This is a genomic window from Acinetobacter sp. YH12140, from assembly GCF_013418475.1.
Taxonomy (GTDB): Bacteria; Pseudomonadota; Gammaproteobacteria; order Pseudomonadales; family Moraxellaceae; genus Acinetobacter; species Acinetobacter amyesii.
In genome coordinates, this window is the sequence record NZ_VPBZ01000002.1 from 290,179 (window position 1) to 305,797 (window position 15,619).

Here is a 15,619-nt window from a genome sequence, read left to right on the forward strand (position 1 = left end):
ACCGGGCATTTTATTAGTTTTTACGTTTAGGTCCACGTCGGACCTTCGAATTCTTTAAAATTGCATCTGCGGCATCTGGATCATAAAGATGTTTGCCATTGCTGCCTTGATTGATTGAAATACATTTTGTGCGAATAGTTTCATCGGACAAGCCATATTTTGCGACAAGTTCAGAGACAGATACCAGCTTGCGCTTTTCCAGTTTTAATGCAGTGACCATACCACCGAAAATACGCTGACCTATCACGATTTGTGGTGCTGATTCAGCTTCAATGGTAACGATGAATTCAGGCATTTTTAGCGTCCTCCTCATCGTCATTCCACAAAATGTTGCTGTCTTCACCCTGTGCATCCATTTCAACGGTATTGCCGCATCCTGTGCACTTCGCTTCATCGCCATCATGAAACCAACCCTTTGTAGAAGCTTCGGCAGCAGTGGAGTAAATAATTGCTTCGTGATGTCCGCACTTAAAGCAATCAGAAGCCCATTCAACTTTCAATTCTGTTATTTGTGGCTCCTGTGCTTCGATCATGGCTTTGTATTCCTCAAAGTCACAATTGTCTGGATCTGTATCAGTCAACAACTCCTGAATTTTACAAGCCAATCTCCACCATTCGATATTTCTAGGATTATTAGACTCAAATGGAAACGGCTTGGATTTGTCGCGTTGGAAGCGATTTGAACTAGCAATCAAATCAACCAATTCAATTGTTTGATCGATAATTTCAAAATCTGATCGACCTTTTCCTTCCGGCACTGATTGGGCTTTGGCTTTCAACCATGCAGACCAACCCCAATTAATACAATCAACTTTTGAAGAAGCTAAAAAATCGGAATGAAAGTAGTTACCCCCATTGTATAAACTCAAGTTGCTACATTGCTCTTGAGTGATTGCATCTTCAGCCACAAGCATAGCCAAGTAGTTGTGCTTTTCTTTCTGAATATCCATCACACTGCCTCCTTCTGAAGCAGCTTAAATTCTAAATCCGCTACTTTTTGAGCCATTACATTAAAACGTTGACCCTGTTCAATCAGGATCTGAGCCTGTTTGCTTTGGATGGTCTTGATATGAATAAACTGTTTAGCCTGGTGAACTGCATCATCAAGTGCACTGTGTGGCGTACCAGTGAAAGGAATTTCAAACGGTGGTACTGACTTCAGTAGCGTTCTAAAGCAAAATTCTTTGTAAAATTTCCAAGGTCGTTCAATGTCAAAATGGTCTAATGCGTTATTGATCCAGCGAATATCAGCTAAGGCACCCTTCAACCAAATTTCAGTGCATTCATGTTGAGTGTAAAAATTGACTAATCTGATCAATGCATCTTTTATGTTCTCAGTACCTGAAAATGCTTGCTCACGAGCAGCCAAACTTTGTTCAGACCACCAGTCTAAAGTGTCTTGGCTCACATCAAAATCAGTGGTCGATTCCGTACTAATACCAGCATCAAAATAATGTAAGATTTGATGATCATTAAAAACAACTGCACCAATGCTAAGTAGAACAGGGCGCTCACCAATATCTAAGGTTTCACAATCAATCATTAATTTATTTTTCATGCTGATGCTTCCTTTCTCAATTGCTTAGTGCGTTCACGGCATTCAACGCAGTGGCACTTTCCGCTTTTATATACTTTGTATACAGTTAAACCATGTAAATCACATTTACCCTCAAAATAGTTTTGACCGGCATCTAGAGCTTTGGTTTTGGCATCAAAGTTAAATTTGTGACGTTGCTGTTCTTTTGTCAGTTTCTTTTCAATAGTTTTCAATACTGGACGATTAACACTCACTGAACGTGTCATCATCTTCCGCATAGTTTCCTGACTTGTTGTATATGACTCAGGTTTCGATCGACTAACACCCGATTGGCCAAAAGGGATTTGTTTCACTTTGCCCTTAGCCTTAAGAAAGTCGTCGACTTGGTTGGCAAGGGCAATAGCTTTGCCCTGATTGATGTAAACATCATGTGCAAGATTCGAGTTCATTGATGCTCTCCCAATTCTTGAATCAAACGCGCTGCAGTAACACTGTCAACAGTCGCAGGAACGATATGGTTTCCCAGCATATGAAAGGTGATGACATGTGCATCATTGGTTTTGCGGTAGACCGCATTTGTCATGTTTGCTAAATGGATCGTATGTTCTGCATTATTCAAATCAGTAAACTGAAGCATGTCTTATTCTCCAATTTTTGTTTTATATTGCATTGCTTGCGCCTTCAGTTCACCAGCATGATTAATCATCAAGCTGAAAAAAATTGAGGCAGCCAAAACAGCGGGACAAACAATAAAAATGAACACGGCAACATGGCCATAATGTAAATTCATTAGTTCATCTCCTTACGAAATCCGTTGGCCATATTTTCGATATGAGTAAAAGCATCGAGCATATGCATTGCTGCAAGTTTTGGATCACGTAAATCGATACGAATTTTTTCAATACGTTTTTTGGGATTACGCCATGCATGCGCATAACCGCCTTTAAAAACATAAATATTCAGTTCGTTTTTAGTCGGGTAGAGCGACATATTGATTTCAAAATCAGTACCTGATTTGGTCATACAAAGTCGTGAAATATTTGCGATGCCAGTAAGCATATTACTTTCTAAATTCATGGCACATACCCCACAGCGTCCACAGCATTGTTAAGGTGCTTGTCTTCATCAGATAGAGCAGCTGGAGTGTCATGAATCAAACAATGACAGCATTGTTCGTCCGTATAATTTGGACATTTCCCTTGGCAAGCATGTCCACCTTTTTTTCGATGCAGTTTTGGCCATGAATCAATGATTGATTGCTCAGGTACGATGCTTTCAGGGGTGATGGATAGGTTCATACATACTCCTCAATCAATTGAGCACGCATAGCCTTTGCAACGTCATCAAGCCATTTAGCTTTTTCAGTTAAGTCAATAAATTCGAAATTGATCGCAGCATCAATGAATGCATTTGCTTGTGCAATTGCGATTGTAAATTCGTGTTGATTGTTTGATTTGTAGATGCCGTGAATAGCAGTCTGTATCTGTGATACAGCACGTTCTTTGTAGAAATCAAAGTCTTTAATTTGTGGTTGGGCAAAGTCGTCTGCGAGTAGACGACTTAAAATGATTTGATCGAATTGATCATTTTTTTGAGGATTTGAACTTTTCATAAAATACCTAACTCTGGTTAGCTTGTGTTATTAAGCTAATCTAAGTTAGGTATTTCGTCAATTGAAAAATTACCTAAAGTTAGTTTTGTGTTTTTTATTATTGAATCTAAATGAATTTTTTACTGGCTTCAAATTTACCAACATACTTACCTTTGTATTCACAGTTTTCTTTTAATTCAAGAATATTTGGTTGGAAATTTGGGTTAAGTGCTTGTAAATACATTCTATTATAATCTTTGACTAATGCTTTGAATGTTGCTTCACCATCACATTGAGCAACGATCATTTCACCAGTTTGCACATGCTCAATGTCGACATCGGGGTCAATGCAAACATAGTCACCATCTTTAAAGTGTGGAAAATTGCTAACACCGCGAACAATCATATAAAAACTATTTTTCCCAGCGTTTGGAGGGGCTGGGAGCCATTGATTAATATCGAGTTTACTAACAGCTTGTACATTGGTCCAATTACCAGCTTGTACGTCTGAAAGCACGGGTAGCATTCTAGTTACGGGTCTGAAGTCAGTGACATTGTTGGTCGACGGGTCTTTGCCATGAAGTAAATATTCAACAGTAGTATCAAGAACAACGGCAAGTTCATGTATGTTTTCTAATTTAGGGGTATTTGTTTCATTCTCCCATTTTAGAACAGATACATCTGAAACACTGATTAACTTGCCTAAGTGTTTTTGGGTAAATTTTTTTTGTTTACGTAACTGTTTGATTCGAGTGCCTATTGTTTCCATGACAGCTCCATATTTAAAAAACTAATCTATGTTAACTATTGACTAACTACTGTTAATCACATTAAATAAACTAACTTGAGTTAGTTTTGGGTGTGCTATGACACGTCAAGAAGCAATTAAATTATTGAACTGCTCTTATTCTGAGTTAGCAGAAAAATTAGGAATCACCACAGCAGCAGTAGCACGTTGGGGAGATGATGTTCATATCCCATCATTCCGTGAGTATCAGATTAGAGAGCTTGCTACCGGGCGAAAACCTTTAGGTATTAAAGAACCTAAGCAAAATGTAGCTCATGCAAATAACTAAAAAAATGAATGAATTGGGAAATTTTAAACATGCAACTTACAAGCACTCAGCGTTTAGAACGTACAGTACTGTCATTGTCTATGGCATTGAAAGCAGCAGTGTATCGCCAAAATGATGATTCAATCATGGCAATTATTGCTGAAAAGAATGGTTTTAATATTAATACATTTCGCAGTTCGTTAAATCCAACGACACCTACGCATAAAGCTAATATTTATCATTTAGAAGCGGTTTTGTCGGAAACTCAAGATGCGCGAATTATGGATAGCATTTGTGCTATTCATGGCAATGCTGCTTGGTTTGAATTGCCGAAACATGAAAATCTAAATATAGCTGATTTTGTGATGAAAATCGGAAAGTTAGCACGTGAACAGGGGGATTTATCACAGTCAATTGCAGCTGCAATTGGTGATGGGGTAGTTAGTAAAGATGAATTAGCCATTATTCAAAAATATGTCATGGATCTCATTAGAGTGGCACTAACACTATTGGCAATGGTAGAGCAGCAACATGAGCAGGTGATTTGATGGCTAAGAAGAAAATACAGGCTGAAGACATTAAATTTGCTGCCCGTGGACGTTGGGAAAATCTAATTTTTCCAAGTTTTGGCATAAAAGTGCAGTTTAAAAAGAAAACACCTTGCCCAGCATGTAATCCACCAGGAACTGATCGTTTTTGGTATGACGACAAGCATGAAAATGGCGATTACTTCTGTCAACAGCATGGGGCTGGAGATGGGCTAGATTTGATCCAGCGTGTAACAGATCGCTCATTCCCCGAGGTTATTCAAGAAGTTGCTCATATTTTGGGTTTGAGTGAAGAAAGTACTTTTACGGATGAAGACCGCGAAAGATTAAGATTTGAAGCGGAAGATCGTAAAAAGAAACAACTCGAAATAGAACGTAAACGCCAGGAACAAATTGCCCGAAAAGCTGAAGGTATGTTTCGCAATGTTCATCAAGGTGATGCAAGTCTTTACCTTGCAGATAAGCAAGTGGATAAAGATCCAAAAGTTAAAATTGATTGGCATGGCAACCTTTTAATTCCAGCTATCGACTTTATGGATGGAAAAATATGGAACTTGCAGACTATTGAGCCTGATGGCACCAAGTATTTCATCAAAGGAGATACAAATGATGCGGGTGAATGGCAAACAGGCGGTGGCCGAATGGGTAGTTTGGGCTTCATGATTGGTGAAGTTCAACCAGATCTATACGATAGTCATGTCATCTGCATTGCTGAAGGTTATGCAACAGGCATGTCTATTCATATGGCGACAGGGCATCCAGTAGCGATTTCATTTGTAGCAAATAATCTACCAAAAGTAGGTGCAGTATTGCGCCAAAAATATCCAAATGCCGTGTTTGTCTACTGCGCTGATGATGATTCAGCTAAACAAGATACAGGCTTGAAGTACGCCCAAGAAGCACAAGCCATAACAGGTGGCATCATTGTACTGCCTGATTTCACTCAAATTAAGGAGTCCGTTGCATGAATTCTAAGGTCTATACAGACTTCAACGATTTGCATGTCACTTGTGGACTCGACGAAGTCGGAAAGCAGATCCGTTCAGCTATTTCTTCTATTCAGATTTCCCCCGAACCCCCTAGTAATGCAACCAACAATTTTTGGGGGCAAGATCCCGATTTTGGGCAAACCGATGTTGTTGAACAAAGTGGGGGCGCGGGTATTTCGCAGGAAAATACTGCTCACTCTGAGCCTTCACCTGAAAATCAAATGGAAAAATGGATTGCCCGTTTCTGCTTGATCGAAGGTGAAACCAACGTTTGGGATGATTACGGCAAAAAGATTTGGAAAAAAACCGCATTTCAGACCATGTTGGGTGGCAAGAAAGTCTTTGATCAGTGGAATTCACATCCAAAACGTAAAACCATTTCATCAGATGATGCAGCTGGGCGTGCAACGGATGAAGGTCATCTCAAAGCAAAAGAGATGATCGAGAGATTTATCATGCTTGAAGGTAAAAAAGCATGTTGGGATACATTTCGTCGTGAGCTTGTCGGCACGGATGTTATGAAAGAAAACTGGGCAGGTGCTTATGATGTATGGGCTAAGTCCAGAGAAAAACGCATGATTTGGCATGAAGATTTGGTTTTTGTGCCCAGCATGCATATCGGTAAAGGCCAGATCAATACTTATGAGGGTATGGATATTTCACCCATATTGGATGATAAAAATCAGATTATTCAACAGTCTGATGCATTTGAGTTGTGCATTCCAATTATTAACTTGGTCAAGTTTTTATGTGGTCGTGAAACGACTGCTTATGAATGGCTGATGAAATGGTTGGCCTATCCGCTTCAGCATCCAGGTGCAAAAATGAATACCTCAGTTTTACTGTGTAGTAAGGTTCAAGGCTCAGGTAAGTCTTTATTTTTTGAAAAGATCATGACAAGGATTTATGGTGAAGTTTACTCTGTTACATTGGGTCAAAATGGTCTTGAATCCATTTATACAGATTGGGCTGAACGTAAGCTGTATTGCTTATTTGAAGAAATATTTAACAATAAGTCTAAGTTCGGCATGATGGGTCTGATCAAACACATGATCACGGGTGAAAAGATCCGTATCGAGAAAAAGTTTATGTCAGGCTATTCGCAGAATAACCACATCAACTGTGTGTTCTTATCCAATGAAGTACAACCATTGGCTATTGAAGAACGTGACCGTCGATTCTTGGTACTCGAGCCAAATCAAAAATTAGGTGATGACCTAAAAGGATTGATTGAAAACTGTCTTGAACCTGACAGCAAAGCAATCAGTGCTTTCTATACCTACTTGTTGTCGATAGATCTGACTGACTTCACTCCATACACAGAGCCACCAATGACCAAAGCCAAACAAGAAATCATTCAGTTTGGTTTACCAGGCTGGAAATTATTCTTAGATGATTGGCGAGCGGGACTATTAGAGCATCCATTTGTTTGTTGTCTCTCAGATGATTTGTACATGGCATACCGGCAGTGGTGCCATAAGAATGGAGAAAAAGCGATTCCATCTAACAAGTTCTTAAACTTGATTGCATCAGAGCGTGTCGTGGCCAAAGGGCATGGACGGATCTATGAGGATGTTGTTACTGGTGGTGGTTATCAGGAAAAGCGCAAAGAGGTGCAAAGGCGCATGGTATTTACTGCGAATCCACCTGAAGGCGTAAAAAGAGCAGATTGGCTGAGTGGACAAGTGAAAGAATTTCGTGCTAAGTTAAAAGGAGACCATGATGTCCCTAACGTACTATAAAATATCAATAATTGTTACGGGTGTTACGGGTGTTACGGGTGTTACGGGTCTGTTACGGGCTTTTTCGCTACCCCGTAACACTGTCAACGCCTTATCCCACCTACATTACAGACACCCTGTTACGGCTGTTACGGGCTTATGCGCGCGCGCGCACGGGAGAAAAATTTTTATTCGCTTATATTTATTCAATTCTATATCTATTGAATATTTCCTCGCGTGAGGTGATTTACCCCGTAACACTCGTAACACTCGTAACAACACTTGATTTTATTAATATTTTTTAAGTGTGTAGCCGTAACATACCCGTAACATTCAAGTATGTACCCGTAACAATGGTTAAAAAGTCAACAAGGTTAAAGATAATGGAAAAATATTTACGCTTGTTAAATCCTAAAACTACAAATTTTGATGCAATTGGTGGTGGTAGTCATGGTTCAATCACAGCTCAGGATGTATGTGTGGCAATGAGTTATGCCAAACTCACACCACTCCAAGATAATTTGGTGCGCATGAAGTGCCTAGGTGCAAACACGCTAGACAATATTGAGTTACTTGGTAAACACCTGATGCAAAAGTACAGTAATGTTCTTTCTGCCAAGAATGTATCTAGCGAATATCATGAGCCAGTGATCCGCACAGCATTAGTCGAGTTTTGTATGGTGCCAGCTGGTTATAGCAATAGTGTTCGAAATCGTGGTGTGATTTCTGGATTGAATTACGTGTTTATTCATCGTTATCTCAACGATTCAATTAATACTGTATTTGAAGATTTTGAGAAGGAATATGCTATTGCAAGCGAAAAAGTCTTTTTTCAGCTCAATAAAACTAACTTTTAGTTAATATTTGACAATGAAACAAATTTGAGTTAGTTTTTACCACAATGCAAAACTGTATTTAAAGCGCTGTAAGTTCTTAAGAGTCTCTCCCCAGAGGCTCTTTTTTTATGGCTGTATGTCAGGCGTGTGCAGGGCATACAGTTTTTTTTTTAAGGATGACCGCATGGCAAACAATCAGATGATCGTTCGCATCTCAGTTCAGATGCCTAAACGTCGAATGGTATTGCTCACAGCGCTTCATGCAGTGGACAAGATCATTCAACTGAAAGCAACACAGAACCTGCGTGAATTAATTATTAAACGTTCCATCAAAGTTACTCCGGTGAAACATGAACAAAGCACCACAGAAAGCTAAGCGCCCATGTCTATCATCGGGCTGTAAAGACTTTGCATCGAACAAAGGATATTGCGACAAACATCAGAGCCGAGTGAAGCAACGTGATCGTGATCGCGGGACTGCACATCAGCGTGGCTATGATGCCGAGTGGAAAAAACATCGTGATCAATTCTTGTTGGAACATCCGCTGTGTGTTGAGTGTCGTCGCAAGGGTTACGTGATGCCTGCAACGGTGGTCGATCACATCATTCCACACAAGGGCGATAAGGATCTGTTCTGGAACAAATCAAATTGGCAACCGTTATGTGAAACACACCATAACATCAAGACTGCATCTGAAGATCGTGGTGCTTGGATGCCAGTGATTATCAAAGCAGTGAATGATCCAGATCGTAAGAGTCCATTTAAAGTCGGTGATGTATTAACGATTACAAACGATGTGATCCTTAGTCGTCTTGGTTGTACTGATCAGGATCAATGGGAAGTGCTCGATGTGCTCAATGAAAAGATTCTTGAAGTATCCAACGGTATGAAGATACAGCAACTCCACTTCACACATTTCAAGCGAGTTGATCAATGAGAGAAATCATTTTACTTGGTGACTCTGTTGTCTACCGTGATGACATCAAAGGATTCGATGATGTTGGTGTAGTGACTGAGTCATGCATCAATAACTTCAAAGTTATGTGGAGTGGTGAAAGCAAATCACGTACTGAAATCTATGAACGTCTACGACCTGCTCGACTTGATGAAGTTGATGCCCAGAGTCGTGTGATTCGGGATGCTGATTATGACTGACTCAAAACCATGTGGAAATTGTATAGCTTGCAAAGAATTTAATGGAAAGAATGGCAGTGGTTATCAACCTTGCCATAGACCAGTGCCACCCGATGTTCCAAGTCCTCCAATCAAATGGATCGGTAGTGAAGATTCTCAAGATGATTCACTGTCATTTGATTGGTGTCTTTGGTTCTTTGGGATTTGTATTGGGATTGCTATAGGTCTTCAGTTGGCAAAAATTTTATAAATAGGGGATATGGGGTCAAAAGTCAAAAGCGACCTCCCGATAAAGACCGCCCCCCCATGAAATTTTCTCTCCGTGAGAAAAAATCGAAAGGGAGGGGGGTATCAGAGGTGATTTATGACTGATAAAGATTTCACATTCCAAGCTGGATCTGAACTACTGCAACCGAAAGTTGCAGTAAAGGCAAAAATCCCGCCTAAGCCTGCAGGCTTGACCAAAGTTGCAAATGCAGTTTGGGAAGAGTTAGGACCAAAACTTGTTGAAGTTGGTCTGCTAAGTGAAGTGGATGGAGCAGCGTTTACATTGCTCTGCCGAAATATTTCTGACTATGAGGCTGTCTTGGCCAAGTTACAGACCGTTGATGACTTCGTGGATGAGACACCAAATAAATTTAAGGTCCAATCAGTGTGGTTCACATTAAGAAACCGACTGCATGATGACATTTTGCGACTGTCCAAAGAATTTGGTCTGACTCCAGCTTCTCGAAGTGGTATGCGTGGTGCTCAGACGGATAAGAGTCAGCAATTGGGTCTTGGGTTTGAAACGCCTGAACCAACTAAACCAGAGAGTGCATTTACAGTGCGTAGACGATCATGAGCGAAAGAAATTATTTAGAAATCATGCACCAGTACTGCAAAGACGTGCAAACAGGTGTACGAATTGCGGGAAAGTTTGAAAAATTAGCAGTAAAACGTTTTCTAAATGATTTAAAACGCCAAGAAAACGACCACGATTTTCCATATTCATTCAGTGAAGAGCGCATGAATCATGTGTGCTCGTTCATTGAAAACTTGCATCACTGGAAAGGTGCTTTAGCACGTAAGCATTTCATCTTAGATCCATGGCAAGTTTTTGTTGTAGGCAACATTTTCGGCTGGGAAGATGAGGACGGTATCAGACGTTTTACTGATGCTTATGTCGAAATTTCCAAGAAAAATGGGAAATCGACCCTTGCTGCTGCCATCGGTTTGTACATGTTATGTGGTGATGGTGAAGCGGGTGCGGAAGTTTATGCAGCAGCTGCCAATTATGACCAAGCAAAAATTGTGTGGCAGGATGCCAAGCAGATGGTACTGCTGAATGCTGAATTAAGAGCAACATTTGGTATTGAAACGACTCAGTATGAGATCCGTTCGACCACTGGCAACGACAACAGTATTTTCCGTCCGATTGCGACAGACAAAGAAGGCAGTAAGGACGGTAAAAACGTCCATTGTGCCATTCTTGACGAAATTCATGCACATAAGGATTCTGAAACTTACGACATCATGGCAGATGGTGTCATTGCTCGTCGTGAGCCTTTGGTTTTGGGTATTACCACAGCAGGCAGCAATAAAATCGGGGTCTGTTGGCGTGAACGCTGTAAAGTTGTCGATATTTTGTATGGTAAAGATAATTTAGAACGTTATTTCGGCATCATTTTTACCATCGATAAGGGTGATGACTGGCGAAATCCTGCGGTTTGGCCAAAAGCCAATCCAAGTATGGGCGTTGCTTTTGACACGAATTACCTGCAAGGCAAATATAAAAAGATCAAAACCGCTGCTGAGGAAAGCCGATTCAGACAGAAAAGTTTGAATGAATGGGTGCAAGGTGCAGACAGTTGGATTGCTTCGAGTGAATGGGAGTTGATTGCAGATCCGAGCGTCACTGAAGATGATTTTAAAGGATGTATTTCGTTTGGTGGCTTAGACTTGGCAAGCAAAATGGACTTGGCCGGTTATGTGAAATGGTTCCCAAAACTGATTGATGGGCGTGTGCATTGGTATATTTTTGCGCATCAGTACATCAACTCCAACGTGGTAAATCAAAGACGTGCAATGGACGGTCAGAAACGTCCAGATGAATATTTGGATTGGGTCGAAAGCGGTCATCTGATTGAAACGCCAGGGAACGTCACTGACTTTTCACAGATTTATAAAGATGTGATCGAAAGTCATTTGCAAGCCAATATGTATGAAATTGGTTTTGACCCATGGAATGCAGCGCAATTCGGGCAGGATTTGATTGCCGATGGTTTAGAAGCAATTGAAGTTCCTCAAAAGGTCAATCCGTTGAGTATCGGCATGCGTTGGATGGAAGAGTTGATCCGTGATGGAAGGCTTCATCATGATGGCAATCCAGTGCTGCATTGGTGTATGTGCAATATTGAAGTTAAAGAAGACAACAACAGCAACATTTTCCCACGTAAGCCTGACAAGGCACGAAAAATTGATGCTGGTGTGGCTGCCATTATTGGTGCTACACGGGCAATGCTTTGGGATAAATTGGACGTTTTCGACTTGGTACCAGGTGAAGAAGATGGAAACATTGATGACTGGTTGAATGACATGATTAAGGTAGCGAAGCGATGAGTAAAAAGCGCGATAAAGTGAAAATTCGTGATAAAACAAATCGCGATAAGCTGAAGGTTCGCGGAACGGGACCAAAGCAAGACAAAAGGGGGGCGACATTACATGATCGTCCCCTTTCTACTTTGAGAACGGCTAAGCCTGTCAACTTTGATAGTGCGATGACGCTCAGTGCTGTTTTTGCTTGCGTTAAGATTCTTGTTGAGTCAGTGGCCACGTTGCCTTTGCAAATGTTCAAGATCAATAAGGATGGAACGCGAACACAAATTAAAGATCATGACTTGATTCGATTGCTGAACAACAAGCCGAACCGTTATCAGACCCGTGTTGAGTTTTTTGAACAGCTGATGCTGAACCTTGTCGCAGGCAATAGCTTTGGCAAGCGTGATTACATCGGAAAAAAGCTCACCAGTATTCAAATTATTAACTCTGGATCAGTAGATCTGAAGTTAGACGATAAAGGCAATCCGATTTATCAGTGTCAAATCAATGGTCAGAAAGTCGAATATTCTGAAAAGGATATTTGGCATGTCAAACTTTTTGGCACGGGATTGATGGGAATGTCACCCATTGCTTATGGAGCTCAGTCCATTGGTGTGGGTCTAGCTGGTAATGAGAAAACTACTCGTCTGATGTCCAATGGTGCTAAGCCAACAGGCGCGATTTTGACACCAAAGTGGTTGAAAAAAGAGCAAAGAAACGAAATTCGTGACGAGATGGATATTCTCGTAAATGGTGATGATGGATCAATGCCTGTACTCGAAGGTGATATGCGATTTGAGAAAATCAGTCTAACACCAGCGGATCTAGAATTAATTCAAATTCGAAAAATGTCAGTTGAAGAAGCTTGCCGATACTTTGGTGTGCCACCAATTCTGGTGTATTTGACTGAAGGTGCAACCGCATGGGGCAGTGGTATTGAGCAAATTATCGATGGATTTTACAAATTTGGTTTACGCCCATATTTGGAACGTATCGAAGAAAGTATCCGTATTCATTTGCTTCCGCGTGAAGATTGGGATGATTACGAATTTGAGTTCAAGACCAAAGATTTGTTGAGAGCGTCTTATCTGCAACGAATTGCCTCGAATAAAGATCGAATTCTTAGCGGTCAGGCATCGCCTAACGAGATCCGTCGTGAAGAGGGTGATGCACCCGATGCAAATGGTGATTTCTTATTGGTTCCAGTGAATATGACCACTGCTGAACGTATGAAAAAAGGTATTTATGGAGCGAAAGCTGATGAAAAATAAACTGCATGTGCGGAATAAGTTTTCGCCAAACATGCCAAAAGTGCAATGCCGTCGAATGCCTGTCGTTGCGGATAACTTACGATTTATCAACAAGGACGAAAAAACTGGCATCGTGAAGATCAGCGGTTATGCGGTGAAATGGGATTCAATCAATTATCACGGTGAAAAATTCATTCGTGGTGCATTTGCTGAAGTTTGTGCTGCATTTGCTGCTGGAACCAAGAAAATTCATGCGTATTACAACCATGGTTGGCGACTTTGGTATGTCGATGCACAGCTAGCCATGCGTATTGGTAAATATACAGTTCTTAAAGAAGATGAAGTCGGTCTTTATGTTGAACTTGAATTTACACCACGCTTAGCCATTGCCAGTGATGTGACTGCCATGGTCCAACATGGCACGGTAGATGGATTCTCAATTGCATTTTTCCCAATCGGTGATTTGGATTATGACGATAAAGGCACTCATATTGAGATTCGTCGAGCTGACATTTATGAAATCAGTGTTGTTGATGAGCCATCAGATGATTCAGCGCGTGTGATCAATGATCAGACCATTGAAGCGATTGAATCAGAAGATGATGCTGAAGAACTTTTGCGTTCGCTGGGCTTAGCTGGGGATTACTCAAAAAAACTGATTGCACGTTTAACCGATGTGCATAAGCCAAAAGAAAATCCACCACCAAAAACTGAACCGAAAAAAGATCCTTTGGCTTGGTTAGATTCTTAATAAAAATTGTTTAAACAATGACCCGCTTTAAAAGGCGGGTTTTTCATTTTCTATGCATGGAAAAACAGTATGAAAGCACTTTCGAAACAAACAGTAGCATTGGCTATGGCTTCAATCGCTGCTCAACAGTCTCAACCTCAATCACCATTTTTGGGGTTAAATCCACGTGATACCAAAACTGGCAAGGACTTTGAACAAGCTTGTGCCGATCTGGCTGTGCGAAAAAAACAGCTTGATGATTTGATTACTCGTTATCAGGATGGCATCAAAAAATTAGATGATTTACCTGACAATATTAAAAATGACTTAGAAGCACGCTCTAATGACATTAAGAAGTTATCTGGTGAAATTGAAGATCTACAACAAAAATTGGTAGATGGTGTGCAACAGCGTGGTGCAAATCCAGATTCTGTTGCGGGTATTCTAATTCGCAATAAGAATATTGTAGACCAAGCTCAAGCAATTACCCGCGCCAAAGGCAAATTCCAGTTTGATGATCTGCATGCACGAAATATCGTAACTTTGGCGGGGCTAGGTGATACAGCACAATTTGCACAGACCTCCATTCCGACACCAGAGCGTGCTCTGACTTTATTGGATCTCATCGCGTTTACCCCGGTTCAAAATGAGCTTGTACCGCTATTCCGTGAATCGGCATTTGACATCATGGCGGATGAAGTTGCTGAAGCTGCAGAAAAGCCAGAATCAAATTTGGAATTTGGTGTAGTTGACCTTAAAACAGGTACGATTGCACACTGGATCAAAGTATCGATTCAGCTTATTTCTGATATGCCAGCGCTTGCAGCATATATTGAAGGCCGTATGGCTTACGGTGTACGCCTTAAACTTGAAGCGAAAATTGTTCGCGGTGATGGTCGTGTGTCCGGTGCTCGTTCATTCATTGGTCTAATCGAAGATGGTACGCATTTAACTGTTGCTGTAAAGGATACGGACACGGCAATTGATGTACTAAACCGCAGTAAATATAAAGCGGGTGCAGCCGGGATTCTGCCAGAATACATTTTATTGAATCCTGAATCATGGGGTGCAATTGAACGTATTAAAGGCACTGACGGTCACTATGTATTTGGTGCACCAGGTGCAGCAGTTCAGCCAGTGCTTTGGAATTTGCCTGTGATTTTGACTGCTGCAATGCCAGTGGGTGGTTACTGGACGGGTAATATTACCTTAGGTGTTTCAGCATACATTCGTGAAGAAGTCGCAGTTGAGCTATCCACTGAAGATGGTGATAACTTCCGTAAAAACTTGTGTACGGTACGTGCAGAAATGCGTGCAGCTTCAGGTGTTTCAATTCCTGATGCTTGCGTTGCTGGATATCTGCCAGCAATTGAAGAAATTGATGCGCCTGTGATTGTTGTGAATACTGTTGCAGAACTCAGCGGTACCGCTGAACCAAATAGCGTCATTATTGTACGTGTTGGCAGCATAGCAAAAGCATCAACAGTTGCTGATGCCACTGGTGATTGGAGTATCGAACCAAATCCATTGGCCGCAGCTGAGGAAGCGAAGGTCATTGCAGTACTTGGCGCAGCGGTTTCTGAAGCTGTGGATGTGGTCGGTCCAGCATAATAAAACTTTAAAAGAGAGCCCCTATTCAGGGGCTTT

24 protein-coding genes are annotated in these 15,619 nt (G+C 41.1%); 14 read left to right on the forward strand and 10 right to left on the reverse strand.

The window, feature by feature from the left end:
* Positions 1 to 13: 13 nt before the first annotated feature.
* The 10 genes from FTU75_RS02930 to FTU75_RS02975 form a co-directional block, all read right to left on the reverse strand.
* On the reverse strand, positions 14 to 295 hold the full coding sequence (locus FTU75_RS02930; protein WP_178962184.1) for a DNA-binding protein: 282 nt from the start codon (positions 293 to 295) through the stop codon (positions 14 to 16).
* Positions 288 to 950: a hypothetical protein gene (locus tag FTU75_RS18320; protein WP_257223692.1), complete on the reverse strand. Its 663-nt coding sequence runs from the start codon at positions 948 to 950 to the stop codon at positions 288 to 290. The genes FTU75_RS02930 and FTU75_RS18320 overlap by 8 nt, the downstream gene beginning before the upstream one ends.
* Complete coding sequence (locus tag FTU75_RS02940) at positions 950 to 1,558, reverse strand: 3'-5' exonuclease (protein ID WP_180115080.1); 609 nt, start codon at positions 1,556 to 1,558, stop codon at positions 950 to 952. The genes FTU75_RS18320 and FTU75_RS02940 overlap by 1 nt, the downstream gene beginning before the upstream one ends.
* Complete coding sequence (locus tag FTU75_RS02945; protein ID WP_180115081.1) at positions 1,555 to 1,986, reverse strand: hypothetical protein; 432 nt, start codon at positions 1,984 to 1,986, stop codon at positions 1,555 to 1,557. The genes FTU75_RS02940 and FTU75_RS02945 overlap by 4 nt, the downstream gene beginning before the upstream one ends.
* Positions 1,983 to 2,174 (reverse strand): hypothetical protein, encoded by a 192-nt coding sequence (locus FTU75_RS02950; RefSeq protein WP_180115082.1) that lies wholly within the window; start codon positions 2,172 to 2,174, stop codon positions 1,983 to 1,985. Before FTU75_RS02950 ends, FTU75_RS02945 begins: the two co-directional genes overlap by 4 nt.
* 3 nt (positions 2,175 to 2,177) lie before the next feature.
* Positions 2,178 to 2,327 (reverse strand): hypothetical protein, encoded by a 150-nt coding sequence (locus FTU75_RS02955; RefSeq protein ID WP_180115083.1) that lies wholly within the window; start codon positions 2,325 to 2,327, stop codon positions 2,178 to 2,180.
* Positions 2,327 to 2,614, reverse strand: a complete 288-nt coding sequence (locus tag FTU75_RS02960) for a hypothetical protein (protein WP_180115084.1) — start codon at positions 2,612 to 2,614, stop codon at positions 2,327 to 2,329. Before FTU75_RS02960 ends, FTU75_RS02955 begins: the two co-directional genes overlap by 1 nt.
* Positions 2,611 to 2,835 carry a hypothetical protein gene (locus tag FTU75_RS02965; RefSeq protein WP_180114876.1) on the reverse strand — a complete coding sequence of 75 codons (225 nt, stop codon included), beginning with the start codon at positions 2,833 to 2,835 and terminating at the stop codon, positions 2,611 to 2,613. Before FTU75_RS02965 ends, FTU75_RS02960 begins: the two co-directional genes overlap by 4 nt.
* A complete protein-coding gene (locus FTU75_RS02970) occupies positions 2,832 to 3,149 on the reverse strand; it encodes a hypothetical protein (protein WP_180110537.1) in 318 nt (105 codons plus the stop codon). The genes FTU75_RS02965 and FTU75_RS02970 overlap by 4 nt, the downstream gene beginning before the upstream one ends.
* Before the next feature lie 106 nt (positions 3,150 to 3,255).
* On the reverse strand, positions 3,256 to 3,897 hold the full coding sequence (locus FTU75_RS02975; RefSeq protein WP_180045014.1) for a LexA family transcriptional regulator: 642 nt from the start codon (positions 3,895 to 3,897) through the stop codon (positions 3,256 to 3,258).
* A gap of 97 nt (positions 3,898 to 3,994) precedes the next feature.
* Between FTU75_RS02975 and FTU75_RS02980 the strand changes: the two genes are divergently transcribed.
* The 14 genes from FTU75_RS02980 to FTU75_RS03040 all read left to right on the forward strand — a co-directional run bounded on the left by FTU75_RS02980 (position 3,995) and on the right by FTU75_RS03040 (position 15,583).
* Entirely contained in the window at positions 3,995 to 4,204 is a 210-nt protein-coding gene (locus FTU75_RS02980) for a ribonuclease D (RefSeq protein ID WP_180045015.1), read from the forward strand.
* A gap of 29 nt (positions 4,205 to 4,233) precedes the next feature.
* On the forward strand, positions 4,234 to 4,731 hold the full coding sequence (locus FTU75_RS02985; RefSeq protein ID WP_180115085.1) for a phage regulatory CII family protein: 498 nt from the start codon (positions 4,234 to 4,236) through the stop codon (positions 4,729 to 4,731).
* On the forward strand, positions 4,731 to 5,699 hold the full coding sequence (locus FTU75_RS18325) for a primase-helicase zinc-binding domain-containing protein (protein WP_257223696.1): 969 nt from the start codon (positions 4,731 to 4,733) through the stop codon (positions 5,697 to 5,699). The genes FTU75_RS02985 and FTU75_RS18325 overlap by 1 nt, the downstream gene beginning before the upstream one ends.
* On the forward strand, positions 5,696 to 7,462 hold the full coding sequence (locus FTU75_RS18330; RefSeq protein WP_257223697.1) for a DUF5906 domain-containing protein: 1,767 nt from the start codon (positions 5,696 to 5,698) through the stop codon (positions 7,460 to 7,462). The genes FTU75_RS18325 and FTU75_RS18330 overlap by 4 nt, the downstream gene beginning before the upstream one ends.
* Positions 7,463 to 7,824: 362 nt before the next feature.
* A complete protein-coding gene (locus FTU75_RS02995; protein ID WP_180115086.1) occupies positions 7,825 to 8,298 on the forward strand; it encodes a hypothetical protein in 474 nt (157 codons plus the stop codon).
* A gap of 163 nt (positions 8,299 to 8,461) precedes the next feature.
* A complete protein-coding gene (locus tag FTU75_RS03000) occupies positions 8,462 to 8,653 on the forward strand; it encodes a hypothetical protein (protein WP_180115087.1) in 192 nt (63 codons plus the stop codon).
* Complete coding sequence (locus FTU75_RS03005) at positions 8,628 to 9,215, forward strand: HNH endonuclease (protein WP_180115088.1); 588 nt, start codon at positions 8,628 to 8,630, stop codon at positions 9,213 to 9,215. Before FTU75_RS03000 ends, FTU75_RS03005 begins: the two co-directional genes overlap by 26 nt.
* On the forward strand, positions 9,212 to 9,433 hold the full coding sequence (locus FTU75_RS03010) for a phosphohistidine phosphatase (protein WP_180115089.1): 222 nt from the start codon (positions 9,212 to 9,214) through the stop codon (positions 9,431 to 9,433). The genes FTU75_RS03005 and FTU75_RS03010 overlap by 4 nt, the downstream gene beginning before the upstream one ends.
* Positions 9,426 to 9,662: a hypothetical protein gene (locus FTU75_RS03015; protein WP_180115090.1), complete on the forward strand. Its 237-nt coding sequence runs from the start codon at positions 9,426 to 9,428 to the stop codon at positions 9,660 to 9,662. The genes FTU75_RS03010 and FTU75_RS03015 overlap by 8 nt, the downstream gene beginning before the upstream one ends.
* 114 nt (positions 9,663 to 9,776) lie before the next feature.
* On the forward strand, positions 9,777 to 10,256 hold the full coding sequence (locus tag FTU75_RS03020) for a P27 family phage terminase small subunit (protein WP_075167502.1): 480 nt from the start codon (positions 9,777 to 9,779) through the stop codon (positions 10,254 to 10,256).
* Positions 10,253 to 12,013: a terminase large subunit gene (locus FTU75_RS03025; RefSeq protein ID WP_180115091.1), complete on the forward strand. Its 1,761-nt coding sequence runs from the start codon at positions 10,253 to 10,255 to the stop codon at positions 12,011 to 12,013. Before FTU75_RS03020 ends, FTU75_RS03025 begins: the two co-directional genes overlap by 4 nt.
* Positions 12,010 to 13,263, forward strand: coding sequence for a phage portal protein (locus tag FTU75_RS03030; RefSeq protein ID WP_180115092.1), 1,254 nt, complete (start codon positions 12,010 to 12,012; stop codon positions 13,261 to 13,263). Before FTU75_RS03025 ends, FTU75_RS03030 begins: the two co-directional genes overlap by 4 nt.
* Positions 13,253 to 13,993 (forward strand): HK97 family phage prohead protease, encoded by a 741-nt coding sequence (locus tag FTU75_RS03035; RefSeq protein WP_180115093.1) that lies wholly within the window; start codon positions 13,253 to 13,255, stop codon positions 13,991 to 13,993. The genes FTU75_RS03030 and FTU75_RS03035 overlap by 11 nt, the downstream gene beginning before the upstream one ends.
* A gap of 69 nt (positions 13,994 to 14,062) precedes the next feature.
* The gene (locus FTU75_RS03040; RefSeq protein ID WP_180115094.1) at positions 14,063 to 15,583 is read left to right on the forward strand and encodes a phage major capsid protein; all 1,521 of its coding nucleotides are present in this window, start codon (positions 14,063 to 14,065) and stop codon (positions 15,581 to 15,583) included.
* Positions 15,584 to 15,619 lie beyond the last annotated feature (36 nt).